Genomic DNA, 20,733 nt, shown 5'->3' on the forward strand with positions numbered 1-20,733 from the left:
ATTATGGAAATGCAACAATTTCATTACGATAATAAAATCGTAAAAAACTTCATTTACGCCACTATGCTATGGGGGGTTGTAGGTATGCTTGTAGGGTTGCTACTAGCATTTATGTTTTTATTTCCAAACTTAACAGACGGAATTTCGTGGTTAAGTTTTGGAAGATTAAGACCACTACACACCAATGCCGTTATTTTTGCCTTTGTTGGTAACGCCATTTTTGCAGGTGTTTATTACTCTACACAGCGTTTACTTAAAGCAAGAATGTTTAGTGATGTTTTAAGTAAACTTAATTTTTGGGGTTGGCAGCTTATTATTATTGGAGCAGCTATAACACTACCCTTAGGCTATACAAGCTCAAAAGAATATGCCGAATTAGAATGGCCTTTTGATATTGCCATTGCCTTAATTTGGGTGATATTTGGATGGAACTTAATTGGTACCATGTTAAAAAGAAGACAACGCCATTTATATGTTGCCATTTGGTTTTACATTGCTACGTTTGTAACAGTTGCCGTACTTCATATTTTTAATAGTTTGGAGCTTCCTGTTAGTGCTATGAAAAGTTATTCGGTGTACGCAGGAGTTCAAGATGCCTTAGTACAATGGTGGTACGGACATAATGCGGTAGCTTTCTTTTTAACTACACCGTTTTTAGGACTTATGTACTACTTTGTACCTAAAGCCGCTAACAGACCAGTGTATTCTTATAGATTATCTATTGTGCATTTCTGGTCGTTAATATTTATTTATATCTGGGCAGGACCACACCACTTATTATATACCGCATTACCAGAATGGGCACAAAACTTAGGTGTAGCATTTTCTATAATGTTATTATTGCCATCTTGGGGTGGTATGATAAACGGATTATTAACACTTCGTGGTGCTTGGGATAAAGTTCGTACAGATCCGGTTTTAAAGTTTATGGTTGTAGCCATTACTGGTTACGGTATGGCAACTTTTGAAGGGCCAATGCTTTCCCTTAAAAACGTAAACGCTATTGCCCACTATACCGATTGGATTATTGCACACGTACACGTTGGTGCCTTAGCCTGGAACGGTTTTTTAACTTTTGGTATGATTTACTATTTAGTACCAAAATTATTTAAAACTAAATTACACTCTTTAGCACTTGCTAACTTACACTTTTGGATAGGTACTTTAGGTATTATTATGTACGCTTTACCTATGTATGTGGCTGGATTTACACAAGCCAGTATGTGGAAACAATTTAATCCAGATGGCACTTTAACTTATGGTAACTTTTTAGAAACCGTAACCGAAATTATGCCTATGTATTGGATGCGTGCCATTGGTGGTACGTTATACTTAACAGGAATGCTAATTTTAGTGTTCAATGTAATTGCAACTATTAAAAAAGGTAGTAAAGTTGAAGACGAACTAGCAGAAGCTGCTGCTTTAGAGCGCGTATCTAAAAAGCGTACAGCAAATGAAGGATGGCACACATGGATTGAGCGTAAACCAATTCAATTAACCATAGGCGCTACTATAGCTATTTTAATTGGTGGTCTTGTTCAAATTGTGCCAACAATTGTTGTAAAATCAAATATACCTACCATAGCAAGTGTAAAGCCATATTCACCTTTAGAGTTAGAAGGTCGGGATATTTATATACGTGAAGGTTGCGTAGGCTGTCATTCACAAATGATTCGTCCGTTTAGAAGTGAGGTAGAACGTTATGGGGATTACTCTAAAGCCGGAGAATTTGTTTATGACCATCCATTTCTTTGGGGAAGTAAACGTACCGGACCAGATTTACACAGAATTGGTGGTAAATACTCCGACAACTGGCACTTTAACCACATGTACGATCCACAAAGCACCTCATCAGGCTCTATTATGCCGCGCTATCCTTGGTTAATTACAGGTTCTAGTAGTGAATTAGATAAATCTATGACCGAGAAAAAAATGAAAGCCATGGTATCTCTTGGTGTACCATATACAGATGAAGAAATAGCCAATGCGCAACAGAGTATGTTAGAACAAGGAACTAAAATTGAAGAGAACCTTCATGCTGATCCTGATTTTACAAAAACCTATGAGGCCGATAAAAAATACGCTTCAGATAACGGTGAAACATTTGTAGAAATGAAAAACCGAGAAATTGTAGCCCTTATAGCGTATTTACAACGCTTAGGAACAGATGTTAAAACGGAAACAGCGCAAAATTAACCAACTAAAATTTTAAAAATCATGTTGAAATTTGTAAAAAATCATATGGATAGTATTGCAGGAATCGAGATTTACCCCGTGATTTCTTTAATTATCTTTTTCACCTTTTTTGTAGTTCTATTTTGGTGGGTTATAACTGCTAAAAAAGATTATATAGACAAGGTAAGTAACATGCCATTAGACAACCAAAACGACGATATATTATGAGACAATTAGTTCCATCCTGGATTCGTGTTCCAGTAGCATTCTTTATTATTTTTGGAGCCGTAGAATTCTTTATAGATTCTGGAAATAAGCCAGCATTTGTGGAGTATCCAGCAGTATTACTTTTTCTGCTTTTAGTATTATTAATATTAATTGCTATCGAAGCTATTATTGGTGCTTTAGAAAACGTTATGCTTCAAAAACTAGACGACGCTGCAAAAGCACGATTTTTAGCAGAAAAACAAAGCACATATAACTTTACTTGGATAAAAGAAACATATCTAAAACTACTTGGCCAAAAACCAATAGAAGAAGAAACCGAAATTATCCTAGACCACAATTACGATGGTATTAAAGAGTTAGATAACAACTTACCACCATGGTGGGTGTATTCGTTTTACATTTCTATAATTTTTGCTGCCGTTTATTTATTAAGATTCCACGTATTTGATGGCTATACTCAAATAGACGAATTAGAAACAGAATTGGCCGAGGCTAAAATTGCCATAGAGGAGTATAAAAAAACAGCTAAAGATCTAGTAGACTTTAATACGGTAACCGTTTTAACCGAAACTGCCGACATTAAAGCTGGTGAAGGCATCTTTACAAGCAATTGTGTGGCATGCCACATGGCAGATGGTGGGGGTGGTATTGGACCTAACCTAACCGATGACCATTGGATTTTAGGTGGTGGTATAAAAAATGTTTTTAAAACCATATCTGAAGGTGGACGTTCTGGTAAAGGAATGATTGCTTGGAAAGCTCAGTTAAAGCCAGCCCAAATAGCACAAGTTGCAAGCTATGTATTGACTTTACAAGGCACAACACCTGCAAACCCAAAACCTGCCGAAGGTGATGTTTGGGTTAATGAAAACGCCGAAACTGAAGCAAAATAAGAATAAAGCAAGAGTAAATACCAACCAAAAACATGGAAACCCCAGAGAACGAAACTTTCAGAGACTCGATAGGAACGATTACCGAAGAAGGTAAGCGCGCTTGGGTATTTCCTAAAAAACCAAGTGGTAAATTTTACGAGTATAGAAAATATGTAAGTTATTTTTTATTAGCTTTTTTACTATTGTCCCCCTTTATTAAGGTAAATGGTAATCAGTTTTTAATGTTTAATGTTGTGGAACGCCGTTTTAATATTTTCGGATTTCCATTTTGGCCACAAGATTTTCATTTGTTTGTTATTTCCATGTTAATTGGTGTTATTTTTATAGCCCTTTTTACGGTAGCTTTCGGTCGTATTTTTTGCGGGTGGATTTGTCCGCAAACCATTTTTATGGAAATGGTTTTTAGACGTATAGAATACTGGATTGAAGGCGACAGAAACAAGCAACGTAAACTAGACAAACAAAAATGGGATGCAGAAAAGATTAGAAAAAAAGGACTTAAAACTATAATATTCGTTTTAATCTCCTTTGTTATTGCTAATGTTTTTTTAGCTTATTTAATTAGTAGCGACAAACTCATCCAATATATTTCTGAAGGTCCTTTTAATAATGTAAGCACCTTAATATCGTTACTTATTTTTACCGCGGTGTTCTACTTTGTGTTCGCTTGGTTTAGAGAACAGGTTTGTATTATAGCTTGCCCTTACGGAAGGTTACAAGGTGCACTTTTAGATACTAAATCTATTGTTGTGGCTTACGACCATAAACGTGGAGAAGCTGAAAATGGCAAAAAAAAGTTTAGAAAAAACGAAGATAGAGCGGCTTTAGGTCATGGCGATTGTATTGATTGTATGCAATGCGTACACGTTTGCCCTACCGGTATTGATATTAGAAACGGAACACAATTAGAATGCGTAAACTGTACCGCTTGCATTGATGAGTGCGACCATATTATGGACAGCATTAATTTACCTAAAGGGTTAATTCGTTATGCAAGTGAAGAAAACATTGAAAACAAAACACCTTTTAAACTAACACCAAGAATTAAAGGTTATATAGCGGTTTTAGCTATTTTAACTGGTTTATTGGTTGGTATGTTGTTTTTAAGAAACGATGTGGAAGCTAATATTTTAAGACTTCCTGGGCAGTTGTATGAACATAAAGAGAACAACATTATAAGTAATGTATTTACCTATAAATTAGTTAATAAAACATCTAAAGATATTGAAGATGTGAGCTTTAAACTCATGTCTCATAAAGGCGAATTAAAATTAGTATCTACAGGTACCGATTTTATAGTACCTAGTCAAGGTATGGCAGAAGGCACCTTGTTTATTGAAATAAATAATTCGGCGTTATCTGGAGATAGAAATAAAATAAAAATTGGCGTTTTCAAAGGCGATAAGTTAATTGAAACCACTACGGCTAACTTTTTAGGACCACGGAGTTTCAAATAAGCTAAAAGCACAAAGACAGCAAGTAACTTAGGCTGATCCGTGCATTAGGGATTGCAGCGGCATCCTTTTTTATGTCAGTTCGAGTGTTTTGAGAAGCATGAGCAAAATGTATCGAGAACAAATAAAAAAGATATAGCGTAAAGCCCGACCCGATAGGGAAATGCCATTAAAATAATTAGCACTGATGTACGAGGTTTTAAAACCCTTGTATGTAAAAAATTAAAAAACAGATCCCCTTCGTTTAGGGTATGACAAAAATATTGAAAGATGAAAATTAATTGGGGAACCGGTATTGTTATTGCATTTATAGCCTTTATTTCGTTTATAATGTACTTTGTTATTAACATGAGTGTAAATAGTAAATACAACCATGATTTGGTAAGTGAAGATTATTATGCCGAAGAATTACAATATCAAAACGACATAAACAAATTAAAAAGCGCCAAGGCTTTAAACGAAAATATAAGTTACAAGAAAACAAACAAGGGATTGGTAATACAGTTTCCCAATGGATTCGATTATAAAAATATTAAAGGAAAATTGTTCCTATATAGACCATCTAACAAACAACTAGATTTTGAGACTGCTATCTCATTGTCTAATTCAAATTTGCTCATACCTGACAATCGTTTGGTAGATGGTCGTTGGAACATTAAAATAGATTGGCAATATAACGGAAAATCTTATTTATTTAAAGAATCTATAATTTATTAATATGCTATTTTCAGCATTCATATTAGGGCTTTTAGGCAGTTTTCATTGCGTAGGCATGTGCGGCCCTATAGCTTTTATGTTACCCGTAGATCGTACAAATGGGTTCAAAAAAGCATCTCAAATTGCCATTTATCATTTTGGCAGATTACTCGCTTACAGCACAATCGGATTAGTTTTTGGACTTATTGGCAAAGGGCTTTTTATTTTTGGTTTCCAACAGCAACTCTCCATTGCTATTGGAGTATTAATGATTTTAGTAGTTCTTATACCGCAAAAAACATTTAACAAATACAATGTCTCTAAACCCATATACAAGCTTATCTCTAAAGTAAAATCGGCTTTAGGAACAGCTTTAAAAAAGAAAACAATGGACACGTTTTTAACCATTGGCTTTCTTAACGGGTTTCTGCCCTGTGGCTTAGTTTATATGGCGATATTTGCAGCCATTGCTAATGGTAATGCCTTAAACGGTAGTTTATACATGAGCATTTTTGGCCTTGGCACCATACCATTAATGACCACCGCAATTTATTTTAGCCACTTTTTAAAAGGCAAAGCGAGACAACGCATACAAAACATAATACCGGTTTTCGTGGTTATAATAGGGGTGCTATTTATAATTCGCGGTTTGGGCCTGGGTATTCCTTACCTATCTCCCGCTCCGGTATACGATATGGTTACCAATGGTATCGATTGTCATTAATTCTTAAATTTTAATTTGGGGGTTCCCTCGCCCCTCGGGTCGGGCTTTACGCTATATCTTTTTTGTGCTAACTAGTTTTTAAAACCTTAAAGCATGAGTCTAATATAGTTGGATTTATTTTAAGCCAAATACAAAAAAGGATGCCGCTGCAATCCCTAACCCAATTAAACGCCAAAGTACATTTTAAAGCAATGCCTTTGTATGTATTTATTATATAACCGTCTTTAAATTGTTTCATTTACAAGTCCTCTCATAGTATTTCTCAATGGGACATTAGCAAAATCAATAGCTTTAATTTCTTATGTAATAGTATTACTATTATATTTGAAATTAAATTTATTAATTATGGATTCATTACTATCAAATTTAAAAATTTCTGTACCCGAAAAAATCTATGTAAAAGACCCAGAATCTTCTACTTTAGGTAAACGCATTATAGAACATAGCATCCTATTAATACACGAAATAGGTTTTGATAGTTTCACTTTTAAAAAGTTAGGTCAGTTAATAGGCTCTAACGAAAGCTCTATTTATAGGTATTTTGAAAGTAAGCATAATCTTTTGGTTTATTTATCCTCTTGGTATTGGGCATGGATAGAATACCAATTGGTATTCGAAACACACAGTTTAACTCCATCAGACAAACTAGAAAAAGCAATAGAAATTGTTACGAGAAGTATAAAAGCAGACTCGAAATTCTCACATATTAATGATACCAAATTAACTACTATTATAGTTAACGAAAATTCAAAATCGTTTTTAACTAAAGAAGTCGATCAAGAAAACAAAGAAGGTTTTTTTATTATTTACAAGCGCATTGTACATCGTTTACGCGATATGATTATTGCCGTAAAACCAGATTACAAATTTGCTTCTAGCCTAGGCAGCACCATACTTGAAAGCAGCTTACACCAACACTTTTTAAAAGACCATTTTACCACTATTACAGATTGTAATGATGAAGTCACCCCAACTAACTATATAAAAAATCTAGTCCTTAATACGCTTAAGTCATAAATATGGAACACAAGCAAATGACCCCGTGGCAACGTTTAATTGGCATGCTACAATTAGAAAGAAGAGACATTTTACAAATTTTTTACTATGCCATTTTTGCCGGAGTTGTAGCTTTATCGCTCCCACTAGGTATTCAGGCTATTATCAACTTATTACAAGGCGCTCAAATATCAACATCATGGGTGGTTTTAGTCATTATAGTAACACTAGGCGTTGCATTTTCTGGGGCCTTACAGCTTATGCAGTTAAGAATTATAGAAACCATACAACAACGTATATTTACAAGATCGTCCTTTGAGTTGGCGTATCGCTTTCCTAAAATAAAAATGGCCGAATTACGAGATTATTACCCTCCAGAATTGGCAAATCGATTTTTCGATACCTTAACCATTCAAAAAGGTTTATCAAAAATTTTAATTGATGTTCCTGCAGCGGTTTTACAAATAGTATTTGCTTTAATCCTGCTATCGTTTTACCATCCATTTTTTATAGTTTTCGGTCTCCTACTACTTGCTCTCATTTTTGTTGTTTTTAAATTCACAGCAAGAAAAGGGTTGTCCACTAGTTTATACGAGTCTAAAAACAAATACAAAGTAGCCCATTGGATTCAAGAAATTGCACGTTCGGTTATTAGTTTTAAACTCTCAGGAAGTACAAGTTTAGGTGTTAATAAAAATGACGAACTGGTTAACAATTACCTTAATGCTAGAGAGAGTCACTTTAAAGTTTTAATGCTTCAATTTATCCAAATGATAGGTTTTAAAGTTATTGTTACTGCCAGTTTGCTACTTATTGGTGGTGCCTTAGTTTTAAATCAAGAAATGAATATTGGACAATTTGTTGCTGCCGAAATTATTATTCTGTTAGTTATTGCCTCTGTTGAAAAACTCATTTTAGGCTTAGAGGCATTTTATGACACCCTAACTTCTTTAGAAAAAATAGGTCAAATAGTTGATAAAGAATTAGAAGATCAAGAAGGTGATACACCACAATTTAGTAAAGGTTTAGAAATTGAATTAGATAATGTTGCTTTTGAGATTGATAATAGAGATGCGCATATATTAAAAAATATATCATTAAAAATAAATTCGAAAAGTAGAATTTTAGTTAAGGGTGAAAGTGGCTCAGGAAAATCCACTTTACTCAGGCTAATTGCCGGTGTAATTGAAGCTACAAGTGGTCATGTTTATGTTAACGATATGTCTATTAAAAGTATTCACTTAAACTTCTACCGTTCTCAATTAGGCTTATCATTATCTGACGAAACCCCATTTGAAGGTACCATTAGAGAGAATCTCACTTTTTCGAATACAAATATTCCGGATGAAAAAGTTTATGAGATTCTTAATATTGTGGGTTTAAAGTCTTTTATAAAATCACAGCCAGAAGGTTTAAATACGGTATTATATCCCGATGGAAGGCAAATGTCTTACTCTGTTTCTAAAAAATTAGTATTAGCCCGAGCCATATTAAAGACCCCTAAAATATTAATTCTTGAAGATGCTCTAGATAGGTTTAATAGAAAGGAAACAAAAGCTATTGTAGATTATTTATCGCACCCAGACAGACCTTGGGCACTTATAGTTGTTAGTTTTAGTTCGGTATGGACAGATAAATGTAACGAAATTATAACCTTAGATAAGGGTAAAATAAAATCTAAAAACGATTAAGTTATGCTCAATATATCTCATAACCAATTAAATAAAAAAATTGATTTGGCTGACTATAAGTCTGGTAAAAAAATCATGAATATTAAATATTATAAATTCTTTAATTGGTTTTTATTCGCCGCAGCCATTATTTTATTTCTCGTGATGTTTTTACCATGGACTCAAAATATTACCAGCCAAGGCACGGTAACTACATTAAAACCAAATCAACGCCCACAACATATCCAATCTCAAATACCAGGACGCATTGAAGAATGGTATGTACAAGAAGGCGACGAAGTAAAAAAAGGCGATACTATTTTAAGAATATCCGAAGTAAAAAGCGACTATTTTGACGATAGGTTAATGGAAAGGACTAACGATCAAATTCAAGCAAAATCATCTTCAGTAACAGCTTATAGTGGAAAAGTAGAAGCTTTAAACCGACAAATTTCTGCGTTACAAAACGAAAAAAAATTAAAGCTAGAACAAACTCAAAATAAACTATTACAAGCTCGGTTAAAAGTAAAAAGCGATAGTATTGATTTGGAAGCTTCCAAAACCAATTTAAAAATTGCAGAAACACAATTTAACCGTATTCAAACCCTGCAAAAAGAAGGCTTAAAAGCGGTTAAAGATGTTGAAGAAAAACGCTTAAAACTTCAAGAATCGCAGGCTAAATTTATTTCCCAAGAAAACAAGTATTTAGCGAGTAAAAACGAAGTTATTAACGCCAAATTAGAACTATCGAGAACCAAAGCTGTATTTACCGATAAAATATCGAAAGCGCAAAGTGACATGTATACAGCCCAATCTAGCGGGTTCGACACACAAGCCCAAGTTACAAAACTTGAAAATGCCTTTAGCAACTACGAAAAGCGAAATAGTTTGTTATATGTAACGGCACCACAAAACGGTTTTATAAACAAAGTTTTAAAGGGAGGTATTGGTGTTACATTTAAAGAAGGGGAACAATTAGTAGGTATTATGCCTTCCAAATACGATTTAGCTGTCGAAACTTTTGTTCGTCCAATCGACTTACCATTGCTTCATGTTGGCGAAAAAGTACGCGTTCAGTTTGATGGATGGCCGGCCATTGTATTTAGCGGATGGCCCAATGTATCTTACGGTACTTATGGTGCCAAAGTTGTAGCTATAGAGCAGTTTATAAGCAGTAATGGTAAATATCGCATTTTATTAGCTCCAGACAATACCGAGTATAATTGGCCGGAAGCTATACGTGTTGGCTCTGGTGCTAAAACCATTGCATTACTTGAAGATGTGCCAATTTGGTTCGAGTTATGGCGCCAAATAAATAGCTTCCCTCCTAATTATTACCAGCCAGAAGGCAGTAAAACAACCTTAAAAAAAGATAACTAATGAAAGCATTTATATGTAGTATTCTTATAGGCTTTAGTCTATTGGCTTCTGCACAAGACAGCACTTCGGTTATGGCCTTATCGGAATATTTGGGCTATGTTAAGGCGTTTCATCCCATTGTAAAGCAAGCCAATTTAACCATTAAAGAAAGTGAAGCCAAACTTATGAAAGCTCGCGGTGCTTTCGACCCTAAGCTTGAGGTAGATTACAACAGAAAAAAGTTTAAAAGCACCGAATATTATGATAAACTTAATGCATCTTTTAAAATACCAACTTGGTTTGGGATAGAATTAAAAGGAAACTTTGAAGAAAACACAGGCGACTATTTAAACCCAGAGTCCTACGTACCAGAAGATGGGCTATACAGCGCAGGTATTTCTATACCCGTTGCCAAAGGACTACTTACAAACAGCCGTATGGCCATGTTGAGGCAATCAAAATTATATATAAAACAAGCCCATGCCGATAGACAATTATTAGTAAACACAATTTTATATCATGCCACGTTAAGCTATTTTAATTGGCTAAAAACGTATAACGAAAAACGGGTTTACGAAGATTTTCTAACCAACGCCGAAATACGCTTTAACGGTATTAAAAAAAGTTTTGAAGTGGGAGACAAACCTGCCATTGATACTTTAGAAGCTAGAATAGCTTTAACCAACCGAAAACTAAACCTAGAAAAATCTAGAATTAAATTTGTTAAAGCCTCATTGGAACTATCTAACTATTTATGGCTTAATGAAAATACACCTATTGAAATTAAGGACCAGATTATACCAGACATTAACACTCTTAAAACCATCGATTTAGCCTTAAACACGTCTGGCTTAAATGTTGAAAACTACAATATTAACAAACACCCCAAACTACAATCGTTAGATTATAAAATTCAAAGTTTAAAGATAGAAAAGCGATTAAAACTGAATAGTTTATTACCTCAAATTGATTTACAGTATAATTTTTTATCGGAAACTCCAGAAGTAGCACGTTCGTTTAGCACATCGGCTTATAAAAGCGGGGTCAATATTAGTTTCCCTTTGTTTTTAAGAAAAGAGCGTAGCAATTTAAAACTAGCAAAAATCAAACTACAAAACACGACGTTCGATATTAAAAACACACAAGTGAATCTTAAAAATAAAATTGATGCTATTAACCAAGAATTAGAATCTTACCTATTACAAAACGATTATACAGACACTATGGTACATGATTATTCTAAAATACTTACAGCCGAAGAGCGTAAATTCTTTTTAGGTGAAAGTTCTCTATTTTTAGTAAACTCGCGCGAATCAAAACTTATTGACGCTAAACTTAAAGCTATAGATCTTGAAAATAGTTTCTTTAAAACTAAAGCTTCTTTATTTAATGTTTTAGGGCTTTCTGGGGTTGAGTTGAATTAATTTATAGTTTTTTAAGATTGCTTGACTTTACAGAAAATTTCAGCTACCAAAGCTAATAAGTAGCTGCTTTAGGGATAGTAACCGCATCCTTTTATAAATTTATGACGCTACACATTTTTGTAAATGCTAACATTTATTAAATAGCAACAGCCTAGGTAAATTCTTAGTCGTTTAAAAAAATTCAGTGGATAGCCCGCTCCTTGTGGAAACGCAAAAAAAATATAAAAGCGTATCCCTCCACCTCAAGATGCATTCCATTAAAAAAAGGGATAAACTATTATATAGTTTTAAATCTTAAACGTCATAACTGGCAAGGTGGCATGGTTTGCAACATCTTCGCCTATACTGCCTTGTAGAAAATGCGCTAAACCTTTTCGGCCATGTGTTGGCACTATTATTAAATCGGCTCCTATTTTATTAGCACAATTTAAAACGCCATTTTCCACAGTATAATCTGATACGTAAAACACATCTTCCATTTTATCTAAATGACCTTCTGCTTTTATAAAGAAATTCACCACTTTCTTTTCGATTTCTAAACTGCTTTTAAACCTTTCGTTAGGTAAATTAACATGTATTAAATACAATTTAGCCACCTCATTTTTAAACATTTCTTTGGCGTTTAAATAGGATTTTATAGACTCTTCATTAAAATCGCAGGCAAAGGCAACGACATCAAAATCAACATCTCTCATATCATTTTTAACCACCAAAACCGGAATATTAGAGCTACGCACAACACGTTCGGTATTGGACCCCACAAAATACTCGGTTAAACCATTTACGCCATGAGAGCCCATTACAATTAAATCGGCATTATAACTTTTAGCCACTTCGTTAACCTCGCTAAATACTTTAAAATGTTTTATTATGGGTGTAACCTTAACGTCTTCTAAATAAGTTTTATTTAAAAAGTCTTTAAATTTTTGTTCGGCTAATTGAAGGAAAAATGCCGTTTTCTGGTTTTGAAGTCCATCGGAAGCCGACAACATAATATCAGACATTTCCAGCATATGAAGCACTAGCAATTCGGCACCATGCTTTTTGGCAAGTTTCGCTGCCGTTTTCAATGCATATTCTGAATGTTTGGAAAAATCGATTGGTATAATTATTTTTTTCATAGCTTCAAATTTTAGGTTCTTGTTTAGAAAACAAAAACAGTTAAAATGAGTATTTTAATACATGATTTTAAAATGACATGTACTAAACAGTCATAGAAAACAGTTGTGTATCTGGCTTTTTACGTTGTAATAACACATCGAATGCCATACATATATTACGAACAAAGGGTTGTCCTTTTTTGGTGACTTCTATTTTATTAGAATATATATTAAGTAAACCATCTTTTTCCATCTCCTTTAGTTTAATTAAAGTATCTGGTAAATCATTAAAATAAAGTTCTTCGTTTGTCCAAGAGGTTGCAAATTGACACATCAAATTAAGAATATGTTTACGAATCACTAAATCCTCGGTATTTAAAATATGCCCTCTATAAACCGGAATAATATTATCTTTTAATAAACTATAATAGCTTTCCACCCCTTTTACATTCTGCGAAAACCCGTACCAACTATCACTTATCGAAGATACACCTAAGCCAATCATTGCTTGTGTTTTTGATGCGGTATACCCCATAAAATTTCGATGTAAATCACCTTGAGTCATTGATTTATATAGTGAATCTGTGGTTAATGCAAAATGATCCATTCCTATTTCCTCGTAACCTACTTCGGCTAGTAATTTCTTTCCTAGTTCGTATTGCTTTCGTTTTAAATCGGCACTTGGTAAATCTGCATCATCAAAACCGCGTTGTCCGTTACCTTTAATCCAAGGCACATGTGCGTAGCTGTAAAAAGCTAATCGGTCTGGTAGCAAGGCTTTAGTTTTTAAAATGGTTTCTTTAACATGTTCTAAGGTTTGAAAAGGTAAACCAAAAATAATATCGTGTCCTACAGAGGTATACCCTATTTCTCTTGCTAATTGGGTGGCTTTCTTTACGTTTTCAAAAGGTTGAATTCTATGAATCGCTTTTTGTACCGTTGGGTTATAATCCTGCACACCGTAACTTACTCGTCTAAATCCCACATCATAAAGCGCCTGCAAATGTTCTCGAGTGGTGTTGTTTGGATGTCCTTCAAAACTAAACTCATGTTGCGTTGCTAATTTTGAGGTCTGCATAATGCCAGTAATTAAGCGTTTTAAGTTTTCTGGACTAAAAAAAGTTGGTGTGCCACCACCTAAATGCAATTCCTTTATTATGGGTTTCTCATCAAACAACTCTAAATACAAATGCCATTCTTTTAAAACGGCGTTTATATATGGCGACTCTACATTATGCTGTTTGGTAATGCGCTTGTTACAGCCGCAAAACGTACATAAGCTTTCGCAAAATGGTAAATGAATGTATAAACTTATGCCTTCTTCCGCATTACTTTCTTTAAAAGATTGTATTAATGAAGATTTCCATTTTTTTAATGAAAATGTATCCTGGTTCCAATATGGAACTGTTGGATAACTCGTATAACGAGGACCTGCAATGTTATACTTATTTACTAACGATTTTAACATACCTAACTTTTATACCTCAAAAGTATACCAAAAGAGCTCGTTATAAAATGACATATATCATACTAAATCTTGCAATTGAATTATTATTGACTTAACTTTCGGGTAAATACAAAAAACAAAAAATATGAAAAAAATAAGCATCCTATTAATCGCCCTAACCATAAGTATAGTAGCGTGTAAAAACGAAAAAAAAGAATCAAAAAAGGAAGCTGAAATAACAGAAAAATACGTTATTAAACCTGAAGGTACTACCGTAAAATGGACGGCTTATAAAACTACAGACAAACTTCCTGTTGGAGGAAAATTTAAACTTTTAGATTTTGAAAATAAAGCTGGTGCAACGCCACAAGAAGCTTTAAATAATTTAAGTTTTTCTATTCCGGTTAGTAGCGTGTTTACAAATGATGCCACCAACACACGTGACGCCAAAATAATAAACTCCTTTTTTGGAGCTATGTTAGATACCGAGTTTTTAAAAGGTATTATTAAATATGTTGACAATGGGTATGTGGCATCTATAACAATGAATGGAGAAACTAATAATTTGCCATTAGACGTTAAAATTACCGACGAAAGACGTGTAACACTAACAGGAACCATGAATCTTAAAGATTGGAATGCATTAGATGCTTTAGCTTCATTAAACAAAGTATGTTTTGATTTACATAAAGGAGCAGATGGTGTAAGTAAAACTTGGGAAGATGTGGCCATTGAAGTTGAAACTTACCTTCGCGAAAACTAAACCATATATAGTATTAGTATTATTTTAATCACTAAAAAACTTATATGGAATTAGACCAGCTAGTAGAAAATTTTAAACAAAAAGACGAAAAAGCATTTGAGAAACTTTACAATATGTATAGCGATAGCATGCATGGTGTTATTTACAATATTTTAAGAGACCATGATATTGCCCAAGAAGTTATGCAAGATGTTTTTATAAAAGCATGGCATAAAGGAGATAGCTATTCGTCAAAAAAAGGTAGATTTTTTACATGGATTTTAAATATTGCTAGAAACGCAGCCATAGATAAAACGCGGTCTAAAGCCTTTAAAAACTCAAAACAAAACCTCAACTCAGATTTTTTCGTAGATATAATTGAAGGGAATGAAAACCTTGATGATAAAACGGATGCTATCGGCATTAAAAAATTTGTTGGTAAGCTAGCCGAAAAATGTAAAGCCGTAATTGAACTACTTTACTTTAAAGGTTACACACAAAGTGAAGCATCCGAAGCTCTTGATATGCCAATTGGTACTATTAAAACAAGAAATAGAAATTGCATTCAAGAATTAAGAAACTTGGTATTAAACTAAAATGGATATAAAAGCATACATAGAATCTGGAATACTAGAGCTATACGTAGCTGGAACCCTTTCTGAAAAAGAAAATGAGGAGGTTTATGCGCTTATGCATAAACACCCCGAGGTTTTGCAAGAAGTTTTAGAAATTGAAGCAGCCATTGTTAAATTAACAGCCTCGACATCGCAACGCGATAGCGACCATATTTTACAGCGTATTAAGCAAACATTAGGTTTTGGTAGTGATAATGACACCAAATTAATCTCGATTGCTAAACCGAAATACAACTGGATAACTTATACAGGTTGGGCAGCTTCTATTGTTTTAGCGGCTGGATTATTATGGACCGTAAACCAAAACAAACAATTACAATCTGATATTCAAATAGCAGAGACACAACAATCTTTATTAGAAACTCAAATAGCCAATTCTAAAAACAACTTAAAAGACGCTAATGTTTTAATAAATGTGTTACGCGATGATAATATAACAAAAGTACCACTAGCAGGACAAGGTAATTTTGCCAGTACTTTTGCCAAGGTGTATTGGGATAAAGATTCCGATCGTATCTTTTTAGATGCTCAAGGTTTACCAGAACCACCAGAAGGGAAAGTTTACCAAGTTTGGTCTTTAACATTAACACCGTTAACCCCAACAAGTTTAGGTACTATTGACCGTTTTACAGCAGACGCCAATAAAATATTTGAAATTAAGAATGCTAATGAAAGTGAGGCCTTTGGTATTACTTTAGAGCCTGATGGCGGTAGCGAATCGCCTACTATGGATCAATTATATACTTTGGGTGTAGTAAGTGCGAGTTAACAAAGTAAACAAACATTATAAGTAGTTTTAAATATTATAAATGCATTACCAATTAATATAGTAGTGCGTTTTTTTATGTGATAATAAAATTACCCCCCTAGCAAAACGCCAATACACACTTATATATTCATACAAAGTCTCAACTAAATATAACACCGCAAAACCATGACCCTAGTTAATTTTAATGCTGAAAGTGATAGTTCCAACTGGCAAACGGTGGACGATAATGTAATGGGTGGAAAATCTGAAGGCGACTTTAAAATAAACGCTAATGGAAATGGCTTGTTTTATGGCAAGGTATCACTGGAAAACAACGGCGGTTTCTCAATGGTTAAATGTCCTATTAAAACTTTAAAAACATCATCCTTCACTAAGTTTTGTATAAAATTAAAAGGCGATGGCAAAAATTATCAGTTTAGAATAAAGGAACATGAGCAAGACAAGCATTCGTACATATATCCTTTTAAAACTACATCTGAATGGGAAACTATCGAAATACCTTTTAACAACATGTTTGCTAACTTTCGAGGAAAGAAACTTGATCTTCCAAATTTTGCTGGAACGCAAATTGAGATGCTTGCTTTTTTGATAGGTAATAAAAAAGCAGAAGCATTTAATTTAGAAATAGATAGCATTGCTTTAAAGTAAAAGCTCCAATGTTTGTGGGTAGGCGCGCGTTAGGGATTGCAGTAGAAAGCCCACAGCCCGACGAAGGAGGTGCGAGGACTTGTAACGGAAAGCCCGACCCTTGTGGTAACGCCCAAATTATTATTTAACTGAAACGAATGGCTTTTACTGGCGATATTTTTGTGATAAGATATGATGGTACAAGCAACATTAATAAGCATAAAACTAATGTCCCTATATTTAGGGCTAGGATATAGCCTAAATTTATATATACTGGCGCTTCGGATACGTAATACACACTTGGATCTAAAGGGAAAAGGCTAAAATATTTTTGAGCAAACAAGATACCCAAACCTAAAATATTACCCCAAAACAAGCCTAATAAAATTAGGTAAGATGCGTTATAAAGAAAGAGTTTACGAATGCTCCAATTACTACTTCCTAAAGTTTTTAAAACACCTATCATTTTAGTACGCTCTAAAATTAAAACAAGTAAGGCTGTTACCATATTAAAACCGGCAATTAACACCATAATCCCAATTATTCCATAGGTGTTCTTATCGAAAATTTTAATCCACTCGAATATAGAATAATACCGATCTGTAATAGTTTGTGAATCGAGTAAGGATGATAGATTTTGGTGTATTTGGGCTCCTTTTACATCTAAGGCATCGTAATTATTTATAAAAACCTCAAAATTGCCAATTTGATCGCTTTCCCATCTATTTATCCGCTGTAAATGGCGTATATCTCCTATTAGATATTGAGCGTCCAATTCTTGAAATCCAGAATTAAAAATTCCAGATATGGTGTAGGAGATAATATTTGGTAATTTTTCGGGATCGTCTTTTGCAAAAACCATCTGGAAGGTATCACCCACTTTAAAATGCATTCTATCAGCAAGATATTGGGATATCAAAACATTTTCATTTCGCTTTTTTGTATAATCTGGCAACTGACCTTCTACTAGAAATTCCGTAAAATAATCCCAGTTATAATCGGCGCCAACGCCTTTTAAGTACAAACCTTCAAAATCGGTTTCGGTTCGAATAACTCCAAATTTTGTTGCGACACCTTGTACATGCTTAACCCCTTCTACAGCTTTAAAGTCAGGATAAAAATCTTGATTTATAGAAATAGGAACCACACTTTCTTGGGAGTTATTAGTATCGTAATTTGTAATAGTTACATGCCCATTAAAAGCTATAACTTTATCGCGTATTTTTTGTTGTAATCCAATACTTATAGCCACGGTAACCATCATTACAATCATACCAATAGCAATTGCTGCGATTCCAATTTTTATTATTGGCGCTGATACGCTACTTTTATACGCTTTACTACCAATAATGCGTTTTGCTATAAAAAACTCGTAATTCAAAAGTTAAAAATGAGATTTAATGTTTTCAAAAATACAGTTTTCCCAATAATTATAGGGATAGTTTTAGTAATGATTTCTTGCGCGAGTAAATCGAAGGGAGATGGATCTATATCTAAGCTTGGAATTGACAATCGAGAAAAACCGGTTATGGAAGTTAAGAAAGACACCTCCATAATTATTGGAATAAGCCGAACCGACTTGTACCTCCCGCTATTAAAAGGAAAACGTGTTGGCGTTGTTGCAAATCAAACGTCGGTGATTTTTACTAAAAGTGCAACACAGCCATTGGGCGCTATAAAATATACACATATTGTTGATTCACTTCTTGCTTTAAAGGTTGATATAAAAAAGGTATTTGCTCCAGAACATGGTTTTAGAGGTAAAGCTGATGCTGGCGAGATTGTTAAAGATGGTATTGATACCAAAACCAAATTACCTATAGTATCACTTTACGGAAAAAACAAAAAGCCTTCGGCAACTCAACTTAAAAATTTAGATGTTGTAATATTTGATATCCAAGATGTAGGGGCTCGATTTTACACCTATATCTCAACTTTACATTATGTAATGGAGGCTTGTGCAGAAGCAGGTATTCCAGTTTTTGTTTTTGATAGGCCAAACCCAAACGGCAATTACATTGACGGGCCTATTTTAGAAAAGGAGCACACTAGTTTTGTTGGCATGCACCCTATTCCTGTGGTTCATGGCATGACTATTGGAGAATATGCTAAAATGATTAATGGCGAAAAATGGTTAGCTAATGGCATACAATGTGATTTAAAAGTTATTGGTATGAAACATTACAAGCACGAATTAAAATATAGTTTACCAATAAAACCAAGTCCGAATTTACCAAACGACCAAGCCATAAACCTTTATCCTAGTTTATGTTTTTTTGAAGGCACTAATGTAAGCGCAGGCCGAGGAACAGAAACACAATTTCAAATTTTTGGAAGTCCGTTTTTAAATCCTGAATTGTATAGTTTTCAATTTACCCCCCAACCTAATGAAGGCTCTAAATTCCCGAAACACAAAAACAAAACATGTTATGGTAAGGATTTAACCAAATTGGAGACTATAAATACCTTAAACCTAAATTGGCTTATTGAAGCCTATAAGAATACAGAAAAGAAAACTGAATTTTTCAACAGCTTTTTTACAAAATTAGCAGGCACAAAAACATTGCAACACCAAATTGAATCTGGTTTATCCGAAAAAGCAATTAAAGCGACTTGGGAAACCGGATTAAATCATTTTGAAAACACTAGAAAAAACTATTTAATTTACCCTTGAAAAAACTTTTAGCATCCATATTTATTTTTCTTATTTCGGTAGGATTTAATACTACCGAAAGCAATGTTACTACTGATTACAGAATAAAAACAGCTAAAAAACGAGCTAAAAAATTTTTACGCCAACAAGGCATTCCTGGAATGTCAATTTCGGTATCTCAAAACGGTAATCTTATTTGGTCTGAAGGATTTGGATATGCCAAAAGAAAGCCTAAATTAAAAGTTGAACCTAATAAAACACTGTTTAGAATTGCTAGTATATCAAAATCTATTACCGCTTTAACCCTAGCTCATTTAGTTGATAGCAAACAAATTGATTTAAATAAAAGTATTTACAACTACCTCCCAAGCTATCCTACAAAAGCATACGATTTTAATATTAAGGAATTAGGCGGACACCTTGCCGGCATTAGACATTACAAAGGCAATGAGTTTACATGGAATAAAAAAATATCGATAACAGAAGGTGTGAATATCTTTAAAAACGATTCGCTTTTGTTTGCCCCTTCAACACAATTTTCATACAATACCTTTGGCTATGTTTTGCTAAGTGAGATTATGCAAAAGGTTGCCCGTACCGATTTTAATGAATTAGTAAAACAGACTGTTTTTAAGCCTTTAGGAATGACCAATACCCTGTTGGAAGATTCAGAAATAAACCTTCCCAATAAAACCAATTTCTACATAAAAAAAAGAGTACTTGCCACTCCTGTTGCTAATGAATACAAGGTTGCTGGTGGTGGTTTTTTATCCACATCAGAAGATTTAATAAAATTTGGAGAAGAAATTATTTCACCCAAAACAATATCGAAAGAAGCCTTGTCGGAAATGACGACTTCTCAAAAACTAAAATCAGGAAAACTAACAGGTTACGGCATTGGCTTTTCTTCAGATTATACAACTAACAACACTCCAAAATATTACCATACAGGTGGAGGTGTTGGTGCTTCTACTGTTTTATTAATATACCCAAAAGAGCAGATTGTTATTTCAGTGTTAACCAATAAATCGGGAGTGAAAATGGACGATTTTGCAAAAAAGCTCGAGGATATTTTCATTAAATAAAAAAGAAAGTGCCTAATTACAATTAAGTAACCAGACACTTTCACCTAACAAAAAAC

Annotated in this window: 19 protein-coding genes; 16 read left to right on the plus strand and 3 right to left on the minus strand. The window is 33.9% G+C overall.

Annotation, left to right across the window (positions count from 1 at the left end):
• Positions 1–3: 3 nt before the first annotated feature.
• The 10 genes from ccoN (at position 4) to ABJM36_RS05160 (ending at position 11,619) form a co-directional block, all read left to right on the plus strand.
• Positions 4–2,196 carry a cytochrome-c oxidase, cbb3-type subunit I gene (gene ccoN, locus ABJM36_RS05115; RefSeq protein WP_348449858.1) on the plus strand — a complete coding sequence of 731 codons (2,193 nt, stop codon included), beginning with the start codon at positions 4–6 and terminating at the stop codon, positions 2,194–2,196.
• A 21-nt stretch (positions 2,197–2,217) separates the two neighbouring features.
• On the plus strand, positions 2,218–2,403 hold the full coding sequence (locus tag ABJM36_RS05120) for a CcoQ/FixQ family Cbb3-type cytochrome c oxidase assembly chaperone (RefSeq protein ID WP_144116952.1): 186 nt from the start codon (positions 2,218–2,220) through the stop codon (positions 2,401–2,403).
• Positions 2,400–3,296: a cbb3-type cytochrome c oxidase N-terminal domain-containing protein gene (locus ABJM36_RS05125; protein WP_348449860.1), complete on the plus strand. Its 897-nt coding sequence runs from the start codon at positions 2,400–2,402 to the stop codon at positions 3,294–3,296. The genes ABJM36_RS05120 and ABJM36_RS05125 overlap by 4 nt, the downstream gene beginning before the upstream one ends.
• Positions 3,297–3,328: 32 nt before the next feature.
• Positions 3,329–4,753, plus strand: coding sequence for a cytochrome c oxidase accessory protein CcoG (ccoG, locus tag ABJM36_RS05130; RefSeq protein ID WP_348449862.1), 1,425 nt, complete (start codon positions 3,329–3,331; stop codon positions 4,751–4,753).
• Positions 4,754–5,020: 267 nt separating this feature from the next.
• On the plus strand, positions 5,021–5,467 hold the full coding sequence (locus tag ABJM36_RS05135; protein WP_348449864.1) for a FixH family protein: 447 nt from the start codon (positions 5,021–5,023) through the stop codon (positions 5,465–5,467).
• Position 5,468: 1 nt separating this feature from the next.
• A complete protein-coding gene (locus tag ABJM36_RS05140; RefSeq protein ID WP_348449866.1) occupies positions 5,469–6,170 on the plus strand; it encodes a sulfite exporter TauE/SafE family protein in 702 nt (233 codons plus the stop codon).
• Positions 6,171–6,515: 345 nt separating this feature from the next.
• Positions 6,516–7,187 carry a TetR/AcrR family transcriptional regulator gene (locus ABJM36_RS05145; RefSeq protein WP_348449868.1) on the plus strand — a complete coding sequence of 224 codons (672 nt, stop codon included), beginning with the start codon at positions 6,516–6,518 and terminating at the stop codon, positions 7,185–7,187.
• 2 nt (positions 7,188–7,189) lie between these two features.
• Positions 7,190–8,857 (plus strand): ATP-binding cassette domain-containing protein, encoded by a 1,668-nt coding sequence (locus ABJM36_RS05150; RefSeq protein WP_348449870.1) that lies wholly within the window; start codon positions 7,190–7,192, stop codon positions 8,855–8,857.
• Between the two features lie 3 nt (positions 8,858–8,860).
• Positions 8,861–10,216 carry a biotin/lipoyl-binding protein gene (locus ABJM36_RS05155; protein WP_348449872.1) on the plus strand — a complete coding sequence of 452 codons (1,356 nt, stop codon included), beginning with the start codon at positions 8,861–8,863 and terminating at the stop codon, positions 10,214–10,216.
• Complete coding sequence (locus ABJM36_RS05160; protein WP_348449874.1) at positions 10,216–11,619, plus strand: TolC family protein; 1,404 nt, start codon at positions 10,216–10,218, stop codon at positions 11,617–11,619. The genes ABJM36_RS05155 and ABJM36_RS05160 overlap by 1 nt, the downstream gene beginning before the upstream one ends.
• Before the next feature lie 287 nt (positions 11,620–11,906).
• Here ABJM36_RS05160 and ABJM36_RS05165 read toward each other — a convergent pair whose 3' ends face one another.
• Entirely contained in the window at positions 11,907–12,740 is an 834-nt protein-coding gene (locus tag ABJM36_RS05165; RefSeq protein WP_348449877.1) for a universal stress protein, read from the minus strand.
• A gap of 82 nt (positions 12,741–12,822) precedes the next feature.
• Complete coding sequence (gene hemN / locus ABJM36_RS05170) at positions 12,823–14,187, minus strand: oxygen-independent coproporphyrinogen III oxidase (protein ID WP_348449879.1); 1,365 nt, start codon at positions 14,185–14,187, stop codon at positions 12,823–12,825.
• A gap of 124 nt (positions 14,188–14,311) precedes the next feature.
• Between hemN and ABJM36_RS05175 the strand changes: the two genes are divergently transcribed.
• The 4 genes from ABJM36_RS05175 to ABJM36_RS05190 all read left to right on the plus strand — a co-directional run bounded on the left by ABJM36_RS05175 (position 14,312) and on the right by ABJM36_RS05190 (position 16,960).
• Positions 14,312–14,929 carry a YceI family protein gene (locus ABJM36_RS05175; RefSeq protein WP_348449881.1) on the plus strand — a complete coding sequence of 206 codons (618 nt, stop codon included), beginning with the start codon at positions 14,312–14,314 and terminating at the stop codon, positions 14,927–14,929.
• 44 nt (positions 14,930–14,973) lie between these two features.
• Complete coding sequence (locus ABJM36_RS05180) at positions 14,974–15,504, plus strand: RNA polymerase sigma factor (protein WP_348449883.1); 531 nt, start codon at positions 14,974–14,976, stop codon at positions 15,502–15,504.
• 1 nt (position 15,505) lies between these two features.
• Positions 15,506–16,312, plus strand: a complete 807-nt coding sequence (locus tag ABJM36_RS05185) for an anti-sigma factor (protein WP_348449885.1) — start codon at positions 15,506–15,508, stop codon at positions 16,310–16,312.
• A gap of 165 nt (positions 16,313–16,477) precedes the next feature.
• On the plus strand, positions 16,478–16,960 hold the full coding sequence (locus ABJM36_RS05190) for a CIA30 family protein (protein WP_348449887.1): 483 nt from the start codon (positions 16,478–16,480) through the stop codon (positions 16,958–16,960).
• Between the two features lie 124 nt (positions 16,961–17,084).
• Here the strand turns inward: ABJM36_RS05190 and ABJM36_RS05195 are convergent, their stop codons facing one another.
• The gene (locus ABJM36_RS05195) at positions 17,085–18,320 is read right to left on the minus strand and encodes an FtsX-like permease family protein (protein ID WP_348449889.1); all 1,236 of its coding nucleotides are present in this window, start codon (positions 18,318–18,320) and stop codon (positions 17,085–17,087) included.
• A gap of 9 nt (positions 18,321–18,329) precedes the next feature.
• Here ABJM36_RS05195 and ABJM36_RS05200 point away from each other — a divergent pair, with 9 nt between their 5' ends.
• Both ABJM36_RS05200 and ABJM36_RS05205 read left to right on the plus strand, forming a co-directional pair.
• Positions 18,330–19,613 carry a DUF1343 domain-containing protein gene (locus tag ABJM36_RS05200; protein WP_348449891.1) on the plus strand — a complete coding sequence of 428 codons (1,284 nt, stop codon included), beginning with the start codon at positions 18,330–18,332 and terminating at the stop codon, positions 19,611–19,613.
• Positions 19,610–20,677: a serine hydrolase domain-containing protein gene (locus tag ABJM36_RS05205; protein WP_348449893.1), complete on the plus strand. Its 1,068-nt coding sequence runs from the start codon at positions 19,610–19,612 to the stop codon at positions 20,675–20,677. The genes ABJM36_RS05200 and ABJM36_RS05205 overlap by 4 nt, the downstream gene beginning before the upstream one ends.
• Positions 20,678–20,733 lie beyond the last annotated feature (56 nt).

This window comes from Algibacter sp. (assembly GCF_039977455.1).
Taxonomy (GTDB): Bacteria; Bacteroidota; Bacteroidia; order Flavobacteriales; family Flavobacteriaceae; genus Algibacter_B.

Coding starts and splice junctions, on each gene's coding strand:
- ccoG (WP_348449862.1), top strand. CDS start 3,329: ATGGAAACCCCAGAGAACGAAACTTTCAGAGACTCGATAGGAACGATT.
- ABJM36_RS05200 (WP_348449891.1), top strand. CDS start 18,330: ATGAGATTTAATGTTTTCAAAAATACAGTTTTCCCAATAATTATAGGG.
- ABJM36_RS05150 (WP_348449870.1), top strand. CDS start 7,190: ATGGAACACAAGCAAATGACCCCGTGGCAACGTTTAATTGGCATGCTA.
- hemN (WP_348449879.1), bottom strand. CDS start 14,187: ATGTTAAAATCGTTAGTAAATAAGTATAACATTGCAGGTCCTCGTTAT.
- ABJM36_RS05185 (WP_348449885.1), top strand. CDS start 15,506: ATGGATATAAAAGCATACATAGAATCTGGAATACTAGAGCTATACGTA.
- ABJM36_RS05135 (WP_348449864.1), top strand. CDS start 5,021: ATGAAAATTAATTGGGGAACCGGTATTGTTATTGCATTTATAGCCTTT.
- ABJM36_RS05165 (WP_348449877.1), bottom strand. CDS start 12,740: ATGAAAAAAATAATTATACCAATCGATTTTTCCAAACATTCAGAATAT.
- ABJM36_RS05145 (WP_348449868.1), top strand. CDS start 6,516: ATGGATTCATTACTATCAAATTTAAAAATTTCTGTACCCGAAAAAATC.
- ABJM36_RS05180 (WP_348449883.1), top strand. CDS start 14,974: ATGGAATTAGACCAGCTAGTAGAAAATTTTAAACAAAAAGACGAAAAA.
- ABJM36_RS05120 (WP_144116952.1), top strand. CDS start 2,218: ATGTTGAAATTTGTAAAAAATCATATGGATAGTATTGCAGGAATCGAG.
- ABJM36_RS05155 (WP_348449872.1), top strand. CDS start 8,861: ATGCTCAATATATCTCATAACCAATTAAATAAAAAAATTGATTTGGCT.
- ABJM36_RS05140 (WP_348449866.1), top strand. CDS start 5,469: ATGCTATTTTCAGCATTCATATTAGGGCTTTTAGGCAGTTTTCATTGC.
- ABJM36_RS05125 (WP_348449860.1), top strand. CDS start 2,400: ATGAGACAATTAGTTCCATCCTGGATTCGTGTTCCAGTAGCATTCTTT.
- ABJM36_RS05190 (WP_348449887.1), top strand. CDS start 16,478: ATGACCCTAGTTAATTTTAATGCTGAAAGTGATAGTTCCAACTGGCAA.
- ccoN (WP_348449858.1), top strand. CDS start 4: ATGGAAATGCAACAATTTCATTACGATAATAAAATCGTAAAAAACTTC.
- ABJM36_RS05175 (WP_348449881.1), top strand. CDS start 14,312: ATGAAAAAAATAAGCATCCTATTAATCGCCCTAACCATAAGTATAGTA.
- ABJM36_RS05160 (WP_348449874.1), top strand. CDS start 10,216: ATGAAAGCATTTATATGTAGTATTCTTATAGGCTTTAGTCTATTGGCT.